We start from the raw sequence: 15,882 nt of genomic DNA on the forward strand, positions 1-15,882 counted from the left end.
TTATTAGTGATATATAATTATTAATGGGGCCAATTATGGATATAATTAAATTATTATTAGATTTAGAAATTTTAGTATCACCTACTTGTTATAATCGTCTAAAAAGTTTTAAAAAACCAGATTTAGAAAATTTAATATCTAAAATATCTAAATTTAAAAATTCAAAGAAAGATTTTATTCTATTAGATAATCACTTTATGGATTCATTTTTAAATAATGACGTTAATGACTTGATTATAGAATATGCTAATTTTGATTTTATAAAATACTATATTGGGAATAATAAAGAAGTTCAAAATCAAGAGATAATGTCAAAATTAGATAAAAAATTATCTGAAGAATATGCACTTATTGATTCAGAAATAAAAAGCGAAAAATCAATTGAATCAAAAAATACGAAAGAAATAGCGTCAAATGAAAAATCATTAACGAATTTAGAAAATTTAGAAAAAAATGATAAAATAAATTTAGACTTAAAAGAAGGAACAAATAATGATGAAGAAAAATCTGAAGCAGATATTCAGAGAGATTTAAAATTAGCAAATAGATTAGAGAGATTTGAAAAAATTAAATCAATAAGGAAAAGCATTAATTCATCATTTAAGTTTGATTCTAAAGATATTGAAACTCAGGTTAAAGTATATGAAGATACAGATGTAACTGGGAATTCCACTTGCGAAGGAACGCTTGATGATTTTATAACCTACTTTAGAGATAGATATGAAACTTTAAAAACCATTATAGAAAGAAAATATCAAAAAAAGTCGTATCCATTAAATAAAGCTTATACTAAAAAGAATGAGAAGATTTTTTTAGTAGGTATCATCTCCGACGTTAATACCACAAAAAATGGTCATAAAATGGTAGAAATTGAAGATCAAAAAGGTGATTTCAAAGTTCTAATTATGAAAAATAAAATTGATAATAAAGAGATATTTGGAGACATCCTGCTCGATGAAATTATGGGTTTTGAAGGCACCGTTAGCAATGATGGTAGGTTAATGTTTGTTGACAAAACCTATAGGCCGGACGTAGATGTAAAACCTGCAAAAAAAATTGATGAAGAGATATATACTGCATTCTTATCTGATGTTCACGTTGGAAGCCATGAGTTTATGGCAAAAACCTTTGAAAAGTTTATAAGATTTTTAAATGGGGAAGTTGGAAACTCCAAAGAACAAAATATTGCAAGTAAATTAAAATACGTATCTATAGCGGGGGATTTAGTAGATGGCGTTGGGATATACCCAGGTCAAGAAGAAGACTTGTACGAAGTAGACATCGTTTCACAATACGAAGAAGTAGCAAATTACATAGCACAAGTGCCTGAGCATATCCACTTTGTAATAGGTCCTGGCAACCACGATGCGTTAAGACCTGCTGAGCCTCAACCAACGTTTACACAGGAAATAAGGGATTTATTCCCTAAAGAGAATGTTACATTTGTTTCAAATCCTTGCTCGGTAAATATTCACGGATTAGATTATTTACTATACCATGGTAGAAGCTTTGATGATGTAATAGGACAAATTTCTGAAGCCCAATATACAAATCCTTGTTCCATTATGCAGGAATTATTAAAAAGAAGACATTTGTGTCCTACTTATGGGGGTAGATGTCCAATAGCTCCAGAAGTAAGAGATTATTTAGTAATCGATAAAAAACCCGATATATTCCATACGGGTCATATCCATATTAATGGCTGTGGAAATTATAAAGGCACAATAATGGTAAATAGTGGTACGTTCCAAGAACAAACTTCTTTCCAGAAAAAAATGGGAATTTCACCAACCCCTGCAATCGTACCAATTATGGATATGTCCAATATGGGTAAAATCGTTCATGAATGGGACAATGGTGCTTTAAATTCAAAAATAATGTAAATAAAAGATAATAATATTTTAAAAATTAAAAATAACTTAATTATGTTTTTATGTTTTAAAATAATATATCGTATTATAAATTAGTTAATTTTTCCAATTTTTTTAATCCTGCTTTTTTAATTGCATTTCTCATTTCTTTTACAGCATCAGGGTTCTGTTCAGTTAACGTTCCAGTAACGATTACGTCTGCACCATACATTACTTTTTCAAAAGCTGTTTCAGGGTCTCTAATCCCGCCACCAACAATTACGTTGATATCTGCAAGATGTTTTGCAGTAGCAATTGCTTTACTACTTACGGGGAATTTTGCACCACTACCCGCTTCTAAATAAGCCCATCTCATACCAAAATATGAAGCAGATAAACAATACATTGCAGCTATTTCAGGCTTTGCACTTGGTATTGCATTTACTTCTCCAACATAACCTACCGCAGTATTTTGGATTGGTTCGATACCAATATAAGCCATAGGTATTGGCTCAATTCCTTCCTTTTTTATTTTGATGCAACCCAGTGTAGGTGCAGTTATTGTCCAATAGGTATTTTTAGAATTCATAAGCGTCATATAGAAAAGTGCGTCAGCCTCTTTTGTAATCCCATCTACATTACCGGGGAATAATATTGTTGGAAGATTAGTTATTTCTTTTATATCCTTGGTAATTTTATCCAAATCACATATTCCAATGCTTCCACCAATGATAATAACATCTGCGTAATCTTTAACTTTTTCAGCGATTTCTGCATAATTCTTTTCGTCAGGGTCTATCAATACCGCATAAGCTGCCCCTTCTTTAGCGATTATATCATTCATATATGATTCTACATTTCCAATTTTCATAATATCTACCGTATAAATCTATGATTATAATAATAATTGCAAAGTATTTAAAAATATAATATTAAAAAGTAAAACAAGAATAATAAAAGATAAAAATTCTAAGAAATATTGTCAACTTGCTTAAAAATACCATATATAATATCATAAAATATTTTATATACTACATTATTAAATCAATTCAGTAAGCATTCTGTCTATTTCTTCGATAGTTTCAATATCATTTTTATCATTTGCAATTTTTCTAAGTTTTCCAATTACTTGCAAATTTTTACCCATTAGCAATTTATATTCCTTACAATATTCAAAAATAGCTCGATACTTGCTTTCAATTAATGAATTATCACAATCCAATAACTCATAATAAATCAAACCTTTTAGCACGCTTATCTCGGAAAACAAATATAATGGATGTATCCATATTACTATTTTATCACTTTCGACAACCACTTCATTTTTTATATGTTCTAAATCATTGAATAAATCCAAATACAATTCTAAATTTTCAATTCTGGTCGTTTCTGAAACATTTTTCAGTAATTCATCACATTTAATATCAAAAGATTTTAATAACTCATCTAATTGGTTAGAATCTAAATCTTTCCATTTTAAAACTCTTTCAAAGTGTTCTGCACTTATGTTATTAAAATTTTTGTGAAATATATTAAACTTATCATCTTTTTTAAATCGATAATTCTTAGATTTTTTGGAAGATAAATATATTGTAATATATCCATTTTCTAAATTTCTTAAATCTACATTTTTAAGTTTATAAGACCTATTTTGAAAATTTAAGTCTAAAATTTCATTTTCAAATTCATTGTGATTAAATACTTTTTGCATTTTATTGAGTCTTTCATTAACGTACAACTCATCAAGTTCTAAAATACTAGATATTCTGTGCAATCGACCATTAGTATCGGTTAAACTAAAGCCTTTAAATTCAATATCGTAATTTTCTGCCAATAATACGTCTTTAGTGTACTCATCTACTGAATTAAGTATATCTAACAGAATTTTAGAAGTCATTTTTGAAAATTTAACTGTATCCACACACTTATCTTCAGTTTTTTTGTTTTCATTCATTTTTTTCATAGTATCCCTAAAAATATATTAATTGCAATTAGCCCCCGTTTCGCAAATACCATCCTTTATCCATTAAATTAATCAATAATTCACCATTATAATTTCCCATACCAACTAATTCTTTATTTTTATTAAATACAACTAATTTACCGTCCCCATTTAATTCTTCAAAAGATGATTCAAAAGCATCTTTTGCATAAAGAAACATTTCTTCCCCTTTATCACTTAAAATTACATAATTTTTAATAATTTGGTTAGAAATTAGATTTAAGCATTCCAAAGATGGAGAAAATTTTTCCTTATCATTTTTAATTAACAAAACACCTAAATTAATACCCATACTACTTACTTTATAGGAAATTTCATTTTCGAGTATATTTTGTAAAATATCTCCACTAACATACTGCAATCTTTTCAAATCATTTCCTACAACCAGTATATTATCAAAAGGTAATTTTTCTACATTTTTACCCAAATATCTTGAAAGAAGATTCTTAACAGTTCTTATTTCTTCGTCATTTATTTTTCTACATTTCATAATTTCCCAATATTCTTTTAATAATTATGTATTATACAATTCTCATATATTAAATAATTGATTCTAAAAATATCTCGTTTAAATAATATCAATAATTTAAATAATGATTAAAAAAATAATTAAAAACAGAACTACATAAAAAATAGTAGAATAAAATATTAATTTCCATAATTAAAGTTATTTAATTGCGTTTTTAGTGGTTTTTTTAAGATAACGTTCTACTTTATTTGAGATATCCGATTCCATATTTTGTAAAGTATTCAAATTTTTATCTGAAATTTCAATATTTTTGTCAATTCCGCCTAATTTATCACAGTAATTTTTAGAATAAGGGCTATTTGTGAGTTCTTTTTTAAAGTTTAAAACATCTAAATCAGAAAATGTACCCAATAATTCCCTACCGGTAGAATTTATTTCATTTTCAACAGTTTTACCGTATTTAGTACCATAAATACTAAATAATGGGAATTTAGTTATTATATTAGAACCTGCCATAACTAATGGTCCAATATTAGGTAATTTATCAACCCAAGTTCCAGAAATTATTTTTAATTTAGGATAATTTAACCTAACTTGAGAAATCCAATTCATGTAATTTAAAGTTGTAGTTGAGGTTTTATTTTCAAAAACTGTATCTTTTTGAGGATTTAACGAATAAAAAGTTATTCTATTCAAATCTAATTCTTCAATCATTTTCAATAATTTCTCAATATCGTCTTCAGTTTCACCCATACCCAATATTATAGTAATACCGGTTTTCAAATCATATCCTTTAGCTTTTAAAAGCATTTCCTTTGTATTACCCAAAGGTTTGCCAGGACATATTTTACGATGTAATTCAGGATTAACTGTTTCCACAGCTCCGACGATACCTTCTACATTGTTTAAATTGAGTTTTTCAAAATCTATTATTCCCAAATTTAAATATTGCTTACAACCTTGAGTATAAGATACCATTTCTATCATATCATTCAATTCTTCAATTCCATAACCATAACCACCAGATATAAACTCCAATTTCCAACCTATTTGTTTCATAATTGAAGCTTCTGCGAGTATTGTTTCTAAACGTCTTCTTGCTTTTAAAGGTTCTTTAATTCGGTCTTTCTGTGTAGACATATAACAAAATTTACAAGGATTTTCTAAATCGCAGTACCAACCTAAAAATAGAGCTCGCTCTAATCCAACATAATTTTCATGGTATTTTTCAGTTAATTTATATGCTTTAATGGAATTTTCAAAAATATCAATTGAATTCATAAAATCACCAGTTTATAATCAAAATAAATAACTATTGTCTATAATATATGATAAGTATAAAAAATAAGATATGTAAATATTATATAAATATTATATTGTTAAAAATTTATTTTAATTATTTCATTATACCTATTTGATATATTGATATTATAAGCTCACGTCATTAGATCATTTATTATTTTAATGTAATTTTAGAGCAAATATTTCTACTCTAAAACTATAACTTTGAATTACAAAACATTAGGCGATAAAATGGACAAAAAAATATGTGCAGAAATACTTGAAGATACTAAAAAGTTAAAAGGTATTACTAGTTCCAAAAATAATGAATTATCGCCAATGATACAATTTAACTATAATAATCATACAATTACCACGAATCAATTGAACATATTAAATCTTTTAAAAAATTATAAATCACAAAATAAAGTGGCCGAACTACTTAACATACCAGTATCTTCAATTAACATTCAAATTAAGAGATTAGAAACAAAATTAAGCTTAAAATTACTATATTCTTCCCCTTCAGGTAGTACATTATCTAAAGAAGCTGAAAATCTACTATTATACTACAATTCATTAAATAAACGAATATATGAAGAGCCCTTTGTAGCTTGTGGATTTGTAAGTGGAGAAATAGGCAAGGTATTATTTGAAGATGTGTTAATTTCGTCATTTGAAAATATTTTAAGATTATATAACTCAGGATTAACAAAAATAGTAGGTTTAGACGACCCCTATTGGAGTTATAGGATAGAAGGGGAACTTTTTCCTGTTGCAAAAGATTATTACGTAATGGTTCATAGTTCAAAAAATGATGAAGATTTTGATTATAAAAATATGGTTGGGATACACCATTCTGCACATCGTATTGTTTGGAAAACTTTAAAACAAGAAAAAATAGATTTTAAAATATCAAAAGTAGTTAAAAATCCATTTTATGCGATTGATTTATTAGATGAAGGATATAGCTTACTTTTAAACCATAGTTTAATTAGGTATTTAAAAAAAGAGCATATAGTAGAAGTTCCTGACTACTATGAAAAAACCTATTATTCAATTAACTTTATGGATACATTGAAAAAAGCAAATAATATGGATAACTTAGAATTTGAAAAAGAATTTGAAGATTTGATATATAAAAAAGAAAAAGAAATTAAAAATGCAGGTTTTGAACTAATATTATAATAATTGCAATACAAATCGAAAATGATATAAAATCGTAAATTAAAGATAACTGTAATACTATTAAAAAAAAATGGATAATAGATATAAGATATATTATAAAATAAAAATATGAAATACCTTAGGAGGGATTAGTATATAGTTATTGAGGTATATTGCCCCCAGGAACCATTACTGTTAATTTAACTTGTTTAACACCTTTCTGAGAAGTTAATTTGTCAGTTAATTCTTTTATTTCTTTAGCATCTCCCCTAACAATAATTACTTCCATACAATGGTCATGGTCCATATGTATGTGCATAGTAGCCACGATTATATCAGAATAATCATGTTGAATTGTTGTTAACTTTTCCATTACATCTGTTGAATGGTGGTCATATACTACATTTATAGTCCCCGACCGTTCACCTTGTAAACTTCTTATCCATTTGTGTTTTATAATATACTCCCTAATTGAATCCCTTATGGCTTCACTCCTACTTGCATAGCCCCTTTCAAGAATTATCTCATCAAATTCTTCAAGAAGATTCTTAGGTAATGAAATACTAATTCTATCCATATCTACCATACATATCCCTCTTAAATAACTAAATTTTTAAATATTGTATTATTTAATAATATAATCATAATAGTATTTAATATTTATTATTTATTATTTCATTTTAAATAATATTACGATACTATAATATAGCATATTTATATTATAAAATCAATTAAATTAAATACATTATACAAACTAAACTATGAACAAAATCCAATTACAAAATACATTAAAATGTACTAAGGTGGTATTATGAGCGTTATTATAGGATATTATGGAAATAACGGGTCTGCAATTGCGGGAGATAAAAGAAATATATTATTTAGGGGTTCAGAAGCAAACAGGGAAAAGTTAGAATCTTTATTATATAATGGAAAATTGAAAAATGATAAAGAATTAAAAGAAAAAGCTGAAGAATATGATGTAAAAGTCCATATTACCGATTCACAGGACAAAATTAAAAAATTAGACGGTTGTTTAATGGGGGAAGTTAAAACTATAAGTAATCAATCTAAAAGAAAAAGAATGTACTTATCAAAAAATAACTGTGCACTTGTTGAAATAATTGACGATGATATGACTAAAAAAGAAATAAAAAAAGGTTCTGGAATCATAATTTTTGGAAATAAACATTTAAAACAATTGGTTCAGGCGGAATTACAAAAAAATGTAAACATAGTTAAATCAGGCGATATTTTAAAAATTGAAAAACTTTTTAAAGATATTTTATCAAATATTGATACCCCATCTTCGAGTAATGATGTGGATTCATATTCAAACTTTAAATATGAAAATTTAGAAAAGGTTATTTCTCAAGAATTATCTAATTTAGTGGATTATCGAAATGGATTAAAAAATCAAATTATAAAAGTACAAAAATTAATGCTCATTGAAAAAAAAATAGCAACCAAAGGCGAAATAGGTTATGTAAATGAGGGGAAGTTAAAACTTTATGACAAATATCTTGCAATAGATAGAATTTGCGAAAACCCTAATTTATATTATGAAATAGACATTACTGGCGATGTAAAAGAAGGAGATATTATATTAATTGATGAAAATAACTTAAAAGTAAAAAATAAAGATGTTATAGTGTCAGTAAATAAAATAATATGTAATAGATAAACATTTTTTAATTTTAATTTTTAAGACTTGCATCCTTAAATTCTACCATCATATTTGAATATTCTTTAGATTGATACGTACTCCAAGGTTTTAAGTAAGTAAAATCAACTACTTTATCATCATTTAAAAATATAATATATATTGGATATTTCATAAAGCAGGTATGAACGTGTATCTTTCTAAATATATATTTAAAAACTAACGCCTCGTCATAATTAATATCTCGAAACATTAAACCAAGCGCCCTATCTACAAAATTACTCGCATATAATACTTTAAAATTTTTGCCATTTATTTTTAAAGTTTTATTATTATTTATATCATTTTTTACATTATTTTCCATTAAATTATCAAATATTGTAACTTTTGGAAATTCATTATTTAAAATATTATCATCTAAAATTTTATAATAGTTATCTTCAAAACAGTCTTTATTTGAGTTGCTCATAAAAAAATACCCTTTAACATTCCTTGTATTAATTTAATATATAGGATATAATTAATTGTATGGTGAATATATAAATCACCATATTATATTATTTATTATTTAAAAGTTTAGATATTGATTTTAAAATATTACTTTTTGATTTTTTTGGCTCGCTGTTTGGACCATAAGGTGCTGGAATATATTGAACGGACGGTCTCTGATTAGAAGATTGTTGATACAAATCAAATAAATCATATATCTCAGAAGGCACTTTCGTATTGATAGCTACACCTAGATTTTGTAATTTCTCAATATACAATGGATAGTCGTGTGTCCATTTACCAGTTGCCAAGATTTCAGAAAGTTGTTTCGCTTTATCAAATCCTACTTTATTTTTTAATATATGGCATACATAATCTTTAACTTGGTTTATGGCTTTTTTAGAAATATCTGCAAGTATTAACGTTTCGTCATCAATTTCAGAGATATATTTTTTATCCAAAACGCTCAATATTGAAGCTGCAGGATATTGTCCAATTTGAGGGTCTACAGGACCCATTACTGCATTTTTATCCATTATAATCTCATCAGCAGCTAATGCAATAAGGCTACCCCCACTCATTGCGTAATGTGGTATAATAACAGTTGTTTTAGCCTTGTGTTCCATTAAAGCTGATGCTATTTGTTCACTTGCAAGTACTAAACCGCCAGGCGTATGTAATATTAAATCTATAGGCATATTTTCGGGTGTAAGCCGTATAGCTCTTAAAACTTCTTCACTATCTTCAATGCTTATGAATTTATAGAGTGGAAGTCCAAAAAATGCAAGTTGTTCTTGCCTATGTATCATTACGATTACTCTAGAACCCCTACTAACTTCGAGTTGTTTTATTCGATTATACCTTTGTAGTAATCGATATTTAAATATCATTTGCGGATAAATAAATAAAAATATGAAAAATACCCATATTAACATTGAATCTTCAAACATTGTCCCAATCTCACTTGTAAATAGTTTAAATAGTTTAATTAATTAAATTGACTATCTAAAATAAATTTATAATTTGAATATATCATATTTAATAATCTTAATTAAAATATTGCTTAATAATTATAATATTGTTATTGTAATATTAATAATTTTATTTCTAATTTTAACTCATAAGTAAGTTATTAATTTAATAATATAATATAACATAATATATTATTCGTCATAAACTTAATAAATACAGAATGTTAGACAACCTATATATAATAGAGTAAATATAATAAATAGTTCAAGACTAAGATTTAATAAAATTTATCTTAATTTACCATAATTTTAAGAATAAAATTAAAAACCTCTGTTGAGGTGTATTTATGAAAAATATAACATTTAACAGCATTAAATTAAAATCAGCCCCTCAAAAAATTCATGAAACTCCAGAAAATAGTGTGGGTATTAAATATGTGATATTAGAACCCGTTGGTTTTCCAATTAAAATAAATGGGGAAAATATAAAAGTTACAGTCGAAGACGGTAAATTATTCAACCAATATGCAAGAGATCAGTGGGAAAATGAAATAATTAAGGAAGGAGACTATTTATTTGATAATAGTATTATCCCAGATTATGCATTTAAGGTTTTATCAATATACCCAAAAGATGGGGAAATTACAACAAAAGAAACAATATATAAATTAAACACGCCATTGAAAAATGAAGTCAACAACATAAAAAAGACATATTTTGAAGAAATAATCGGTCAGGAGCATGCTAAAAAGAAATGTAAAATAATAATGAAATATCTCGAAAAACCTGAAATATTCGGAGAATGGTCTCCAAAAAACATTTTATTCTATGGGTCCCCAGGAACTGGAAAAACAATGTTAGCAAGAGCCTTAGCATCACAAACAAATAGTAATTTAAAACTAATAAAAGCTACGGAACTAATCGGAGAACATGTCGGAGATAGTTCTAAAGTTATAAAAGGATTATATGCAGATGCTGCCGCCAATAAACCATGTATTATATTTATTGACGAAATTGATGCTATAGCATTAAGTAGAAACTACCAATCATTAAGAGGGGATGTTTCAGAAGTTGTAAATGCATTATTAACAGAATTAGATGGAATTCATGAAAATGAAGGTGTAATAACAATTGCAGCTACCAATAATCCTGATATGTTAGATTTAGCAGTTCGAAGTAGATTTGAAGAAGAGATATTATTTAAAATACCTAATGAAAAAGAGCGATTGGAAATATTAAAAACATATTCTAAAAAACTACCCATTAAAACCAACGTAGATTTCAAAAAATACGTTAAAAAAACAGAAGGTATGAACGGAAGGACTTTAAAAGAAAAATTATTAAAACCATTGCTTCACAAAGCGATTATTGAAGAATTAACTGAAATTTCGGAAAAAGATTTCGAAGAAACTTTAAATCGATTAATTAATCAAAATACTAAAAATGTTCCTTCAGAATTATACAATTAAATAGTTATTTTTTTAAACGGATTGATTATACTAAAAAAAATAAAAAATAAAAAATAAAAAAATAGAAATACATCTAATATATTTTTATATATTTTTAATTATTTAAAGAAATCATCGATTCTAAATTGTTTATTTCTTTCATTCACAAATAGACTATCGATTCCTTCTCTTATTAACTCTAATCTTTGTTTTATGTAATCACTTGCTTCATATTTTTCAGCCATTGATTGAGAAACGTCCATATACTTTTCTACAGCACCTTTAGAGACCGTTAATATTAATTTACTATTACATTTTTTACAAGTTCCTTTTAAAGGCATTCTTCTATATTTTGCCCCGCATTTACAACGTACACCTTGCCTTGAAAAAGCCCTAAGATTACCTATTAAATCAGGTACAAAATGCGTTTGAATAACCTTTTCAGCCACATCTCGCTCATCTGTAGCCCTAATTTTTTTACCAACTTCCAGTTGAGCGGTTGTCTTTTCAAACATGGAACCTAATGTTTTATACGAACATATTAAAGGACCACTATCAACACGAGTGGTTTCGTGAGTGTAGCCTAAACCTTCATATTGTTTTTCAGTGCCTAATCTATCATCAACTGTTTCAATCAAATCTTTTACTTCCTTAGGTGTTGGCATATCAATAGATTTTTCATAAAATTCTAAAGGATAACCCCATAATGTATCCATATTGTGAACTTCGCCATCAACTTCTTTAGGGTCTAGTAAAGTAGTCAGTACTAATGGTGCATCCATTTGCCCCCCTCTTTTGTCAGGTAGGAATTTTTTTGAAAAATTCAAAAATGCATCCAGTAGTAAAAAGAAAGCATCTTCATCACCATCACAATTTCTCCTTTTTGAAGCGTGGAAGTAAGGATGTGCATAACCCACATTTGCTATACTATAACCCACAATACGACCCACCATTCCTGCAGAAGTGTGCGGAGCCATTCCGATAATTAATTGACCAGCTAATTCCCCCAGGGTAGAAATATTATAAAATCTACCAACACCGTAATATTTTTCCAATAAGTCATCAATGAAATTGGAAACATTTACAAAATACTCCATACAACTTTTAGGAACAATTACATCTTGAACTTTAAGTTCTAAAACTTGATTTTCATCAAATAATTCATTACCGTGTATATCATGAGAATATCCTAATTCTTTTAATTTTTCTACAGAAGTATGCACTTCTGAAGCTTTAAAATGTGTTATTGGCACATCAGTACAATCAAATCTAGTAGTTCCATCCTTAAATACATAAACTTCATTTATAGCTCTTAATATGGCTTTTTCTAAAGGTTCTATTAATTTGTCTTTAGAAGACATACCTTTAATACACTTTACATCCCCACATTTATTAAGAGATAGGTTAGCTAGTGCAATTTTCCAATAATCTTTTAAAGATAATCTAACATTTTGAGTTCTTTTTAAATTAACTTCTGCTCCGCATTGCGGACATTTTTTATAAGCGCTTAAAAATCCACAATTTGGACAAGTACCTACAGATATATCCAAATCATCATTTGCGTTATCTTCTATTGCATTATTGATAAGTCTTACCATACCGCCAGAATTACCAATCGGAAATAAACCGTTTACGGGTGGTTTCATCTTTCTTGAGGCTGCTTTTTCAGGTCTTCCCATTCTTGCGCCCACATAAACGTAGCAATTTCTTTTTATAGATATTTTAGAGAGCAAATTTATTAAATGCATTGAATTTAATATTTTTGATAGATTAATATTAGAATCTAATTCTTTTATTTGTTTTTTACTATTAAAATCAGTACATTTAGAAAATTCTTCCAATATGGCCAAATTATTTAAATAATATTCATTATTATTTACTAATTTAAAATTATCGCCAGATTTAGTCAATTCAAATCCTAATGATTCCAAAACTGGTTCATATTCGAATATTATAATATTTTTGATATTATTTTCAGAATATACTAAATGAGGTATACCTATTAATTCAAGTAATCTTTTACAATATTTTTGATATTCCGTAGTATTATCATATTTTAAAACATAAAAATGTTCTAAATTCCAATTTTTATCATAAAAGTCTTCATATTGTTCGTTTTTAAAAATTTCAGAAATATTTGATTCTGAAGAAGTTATGTCTTCCAAACTTAACAATTTACCATCTGCAAGGAAATATATAAGTTTTAAAATATCTTCTTTTGAAACATCATGCCAATGGTAGGTGAATTCAGGATGTAATGGTGTTTTAGTTTCTTTGGCAAATTTAACAGCTTCTGAAGGAGTTGGGTCGTTGAAATCTTTAAAAAATTCATTATAACCAATATTTTTAGATTTCAAAATCTGTTCATACCATTCTATACACCAACTACTTGGTAATATAGTATGATTATTTTCTAAAAAATCACCATAATTTACTAAAATATCGCCTAAAAACAATATTTCAGAAACTTCTTTTAAATCTAAATTATACTTTTTAGCCAAATCTGGTGATTTTACTTTGAATACACTTCCAGATGTTAATTTAACTATTGGAGCATCTATACCATCAACAGGAACTACACATGTTGCTTTACCAGGTCTTTCCGTTTTTAATTGAGTACCTATGGCCATAAATTCGTCAGATAAATACATTGTGGAAGGGTGAAAACCATCCGTAGCAAAACCAGTATTTCTACTTCTGCCATATCGTAATCTAAAACCGCCCAATGTAGAAGGATGTGCGAAAACAGGCCTACCTGCAATTACATCACCAATATATTTAGTAATAGCATCAATTTTTACATCTGCATGTTCTGAACCAGTCATGTCGAGTTCAAAATCACCGTTTTCCTCTTCAATGCTATCTTCATCACTTGACTTTTTAGATTTTAGGTCTTTTAACCAATCCCATCCTTGAATTTTTAATTTATCAACGTGCCTTAAAATTTTAGGTGCTTTTAATAATACTCCCTCTACTAAAGCCAATAAAGCTCCGCCCCTAATTTGATTAGTTTCTACACGTTCTAAATCCCTGTGCCCACTTATATCTACAGGGTCGGTAGCTTCTCCCGTGATTTCGACAGATATATTCTTAACTGCAATTCTTATCTCTTCAGGTTTTGGAGAATATTGAAAATTACCAACTTCAGACTGGTGAAGTTCTACTTCTTCCACATAACGCTCTATTTCATCATCTATTGGTTTATAGATATCTAATCCCATATTCTTACGAACATAATCCCCCACCAATACAGCTAATGCTTGAGCAGTTCCTCCTGCACTTCTAATCGGTCCTGCAAAATATATTGCTAAATATTCCGTACCATCAAAGTTCTTTTTAATTTTTACGCCCGCTATACCTTCAAGAGGTGCTGCCACAATCCCTTCTGTAATTACAGCTAATGCTGTCCTCACCGCTTGTTCTGCTAATGCATCCCTAGGGCTTTCAGCATTTTCAAAACCACCGAAATTACCCTCAACAATTTCTTTAGCAATTTCCAAAGAAGCTGGTTCTTTACCCAACTCAGAAACTAAATCCCTAATTCTTTGAGATACCTGGGCGGGTCCCACAATACCCTCAACCCTATCTGCCATGTCTTTAGCCAATGGTATTTCAATTTCGTTATAGACATCCAAATTTTTAGAACGACATGATTTTGCGACATCATATGTACTCATAACGTCTTTTAATATGTTTTCAAAATAATCTTTCATATCTTCTGATGTTTTTACATGTAACATAATATACTTACCCTGCAACCATTAAATTAAATATCCAATTATAAATTTTACTTTAATAATTATAATCATAATAAAAAATAATTAATATACATTATACATAGGTCATAAAATTATATATAATTATATATTTATCAAAAAAGTGGGACGAAATATATCAGGGGATATAAAGGTGTGTAAATTAGTAAAAAATAATTAAAAATTTTAATATATTTAAAAAAGAAGCATGAAAACTATAGCCTGCCTTCTGTAATTTAAGCGACATTTAGCTAAGCGCTAATGCTTGCACTCGTGTAAAATGAATTGGTTTCACTAGTAAAATAAAACTCCTCAATATATCATCGTCATTGTTTTAAAACTATATCCTTTCTATAATCCATTTGTTTCTTCTCAGAAACTTACACATATGAGTGGGCAGAGCTTCCTCCCTTGGAAAGTCGCTAGTTTTCTTGCATCCCTAACTAGTACAATAGTTAATATAATATATAATATTCTACTTTTCTAATCGCCTATGTATAATTACAATTACATAGTACTAGAAAACTCGAATTAATTAAATTAGATAAAAAAAAGTGACTAACAGCGTCATCTTGTTCCCACCATATGGCAGTACTTAAGAAATCGCTGGAGGGCTTAATTTCCGAGATCGGAATGGGATCGGATGTACACCTCCGCTATGACCGTTATGTCAATAGAATATGTGACACAAACTCTCATATCTTTAAGTGTCCAGAATATCTTTTATCACTTGAACTATTAGTATTAGCGGGCTTAATGCCTCGGAAAACCTTGGCACTTACACCCC

Annotated in this window: 12 protein-coding genes, 1 rRNA gene and 1 other RNA gene; 4 read left to right on the forward strand and 10 right to left on the reverse strand. The window is 27.8% G+C overall.

Annotation, left to right across the window (positions count from 1 at the left end; all coding sequences use genetic code 11):
- The first annotated feature begins 35 nt into the window (after positions 1–35).
- Positions 36–1,883: a DNA-directed DNA polymerase II small subunit gene (locus J3E06_RS06925; RefSeq protein ID WP_326480568.1), complete on the forward strand. Its 1,848-nt coding sequence runs from the start codon at positions 36–38 to the stop codon at positions 1,881–1,883.
- Positions 1,884–1,956: 73 nt separating this feature from the next.
- Here J3E06_RS06925 and J3E06_RS06930 read toward each other — a convergent pair whose 3' ends face one another.
- The 4 genes from J3E06_RS06930 to J3E06_RS06945 all read right to left on the reverse strand — a co-directional run bounded on the left by J3E06_RS06930 (position 1,957) and on the right by J3E06_RS06945 (position 5,602).
- Positions 1,957–2,721 (reverse strand): geranylgeranylglyceryl/heptaprenylglyceryl phosphate synthase, encoded by a 765-nt coding sequence (locus J3E06_RS06930; RefSeq protein WP_013180801.1) that lies wholly within the window; start codon positions 2,719–2,721, stop codon positions 1,957–1,959.
- A 168-nt stretch (positions 2,722–2,889) separates the two neighbouring features.
- Positions 2,890–3,813, reverse strand: coding sequence for a hypothetical protein (locus J3E06_RS06935; RefSeq protein ID WP_013180800.1), 924 nt, complete (start codon positions 3,811–3,813; stop codon positions 2,890–2,892).
- A 28-nt stretch (positions 3,814–3,841) separates the two neighbouring features.
- A complete protein-coding gene (locus J3E06_RS06940) occupies positions 3,842–4,342 on the reverse strand; it encodes an NIP7 pre-PUA domain-containing protein (RefSeq protein ID WP_013180799.1) in 501 nt (166 codons plus the stop codon).
- Between the two features lie 177 nt (positions 4,343–4,519).
- A complete protein-coding gene (locus J3E06_RS06945; RefSeq protein WP_013180798.1) occupies positions 4,520–5,602 on the reverse strand; it encodes a radical SAM protein in 1,083 nt (360 codons plus the stop codon).
- Positions 5,603–5,854: 252 nt separating this feature from the next.
- On the opposite strand from J3E06_RS06945, the gene J3E06_RS06950 reads away from it, so the two are divergent.
- Positions 5,855–6,790 (forward strand): LysR family transcriptional regulator, encoded by a 936-nt coding sequence (locus tag J3E06_RS06950; RefSeq protein WP_013180797.1) that lies wholly within the window; start codon positions 5,855–5,857, stop codon positions 6,788–6,790.
- A 139-nt stretch (positions 6,791–6,929) separates the two neighbouring features.
- Here J3E06_RS06950 and nikR read toward each other — a convergent pair whose 3' ends face one another.
- Positions 6,930–7,355, reverse strand: a complete 426-nt coding sequence (nikR, locus tag J3E06_RS06955; protein WP_013180796.1) for a nickel-responsive transcriptional regulator NikR — start codon at positions 7,353–7,355, stop codon at positions 6,930–6,932.
- A 225-nt stretch (positions 7,356–7,580) separates the two neighbouring features.
- Here nikR and J3E06_RS06960 point away from each other — a divergent pair, with 225 nt between their 5' ends.
- Complete coding sequence (locus J3E06_RS06960; RefSeq protein ID WP_013180795.1) at positions 7,581–8,453, forward strand: DUF2121 domain-containing protein; 873 nt, start codon at positions 7,581–7,583, stop codon at positions 8,451–8,453.
- Positions 8,454–8,466: 13 nt separating this feature from the next.
- Here J3E06_RS06960 and J3E06_RS06965 read toward each other — a convergent pair whose 3' ends face one another.
- Both J3E06_RS06965 and J3E06_RS06970 read right to left on the reverse strand, forming a co-directional pair.
- Positions 8,467–8,901 carry a DUF192 domain-containing protein gene (locus tag J3E06_RS06965; protein ID WP_013180794.1) on the reverse strand — a complete coding sequence of 145 codons (435 nt, stop codon included), beginning with the start codon at positions 8,899–8,901 and terminating at the stop codon, positions 8,467–8,469.
- 88 nt (positions 8,902–8,989) lie between these two features.
- Positions 8,990–9,871: an SDH family Clp fold serine proteinase gene (locus J3E06_RS06970; RefSeq protein WP_013180793.1), complete on the reverse strand. Its 882-nt coding sequence runs from the start codon at positions 9,869–9,871 to the stop codon at positions 8,990–8,992.
- Positions 9,872–10,239: 368 nt separating this feature from the next.
- Between J3E06_RS06970 and J3E06_RS06975 the strand changes: the two genes are divergently transcribed.
- Positions 10,240–11,361 carry an AAA family ATPase gene (locus tag J3E06_RS06975; RefSeq protein ID WP_013180792.1) on the forward strand — a complete coding sequence of 374 codons (1,122 nt, stop codon included), beginning with the start codon at positions 10,240–10,242 and terminating at the stop codon, positions 11,359–11,361.
- A gap of 98 nt (positions 11,362–11,459) precedes the next feature.
- On the opposite strand, the gene polC is transcribed toward J3E06_RS06975, so the two are convergent.
- From polC to rrf, 3 genes are all read right to left on the reverse strand, one after another.
- Positions 11,460–15,080, reverse strand: a complete 3,621-nt coding sequence (gene polC / locus J3E06_RS06980; RefSeq protein ID WP_013180791.1) for a DNA polymerase II large subunit — start codon at positions 15,078–15,080, stop codon at positions 11,460–11,462.
- 221 nt (positions 15,081–15,301) lie between these two features.
- Positions 15,302–15,530, reverse strand: an RNA gene (rnpB, locus tag J3E06_RS06985) — RNase P RNA component.
- 121 nt (positions 15,531–15,651) lie between these two features.
- Positions 15,652–15,765: ribosomal RNA gene (rrf, locus tag J3E06_RS06990) — 5S ribosomal RNA — on the reverse strand.
- Between the last annotated feature and the right edge of the window lie 117 nt (positions 15,766–15,882).

It is taken from the genome of Methanococcus voltae, assembly GCF_024807655.1.
GTDB classification, from domain to species: Archaea; AGJL01; Methanococci; order Methanococcales; family Methanococcaceae; genus Methanococcus; species Methanococcus voltae_D.

What these genes read in the sequence shown, in the direction of transcription:
- J3E06_RS06930 (WP_013180801.1), bottom strand. Translation starts at nt 2,721, where the DNA reads ATGAAAATTGGAAATGTAGAATCATATATGAATGATATAATCGCTAAA.
- J3E06_RS06940 (WP_013180799.1), bottom strand. Translation starts at nt 4,342, where the DNA reads ATGAAATGTAGAAAAATAAATGACGAAGAAATAAGAACTGTTAAGAAT.
- J3E06_RS06935 (WP_013180800.1), bottom strand. Translation starts at nt 3,813, where the DNA reads ATGAAAAAAATGAATGAAAACAAAAAAACTGAAGATAAGTGTGTGGAT.
- polC (WP_013180791.1), bottom strand. Translation starts at nt 15,080, where the DNA reads ATGTTACATGTAAAAACATCAGAAGATATGAAAGATTATTTTGAAAAC.
- J3E06_RS06965 (WP_013180794.1), bottom strand. Translation starts at nt 8,901, where the DNA reads ATGAGCAACTCAAATAAAGACTGTTTTGAAGATAACTATTATAAAATT.
- J3E06_RS06925 (WP_326480568.1), top strand. Translation starts at nt 36, where the DNA reads ATGGATATAATTAAATTATTATTAGATTTAGAAATTTTAGTATCACCT.
- J3E06_RS06950 (WP_013180797.1), top strand. Translation starts at nt 5,855, where the DNA reads ATGGACAAAAAAATATGTGCAGAAATACTTGAAGATACTAAAAAGTTA.
- J3E06_RS06975 (WP_013180792.1), top strand. Translation starts at nt 10,240, where the DNA reads ATGAAAAATATAACATTTAACAGCATTAAATTAAAATCAGCCCCTCAA.
- J3E06_RS06970 (WP_013180793.1), bottom strand. Translation starts at nt 9,871, where the DNA reads ATGTTTGAAGATTCAATGTTAATATGGGTATTTTTCATATTTTTATTT.
- J3E06_RS06960 (WP_013180795.1), top strand. Translation starts at nt 7,581, where the DNA reads ATGAGCGTTATTATAGGATATTATGGAAATAACGGGTCTGCAATTGCG.
- J3E06_RS06945 (WP_013180798.1), bottom strand. Translation starts at nt 5,602, where the DNA reads ATGAATTCAATTGATATTTTTGAAAATTCCATTAAAGCATATAAATTA.
- nikR (WP_013180796.1), bottom strand. Translation starts at nt 7,355, where the DNA reads ATGGTAGATATGGATAGAATTAGTATTTCATTACCTAAGAATCTTCTT.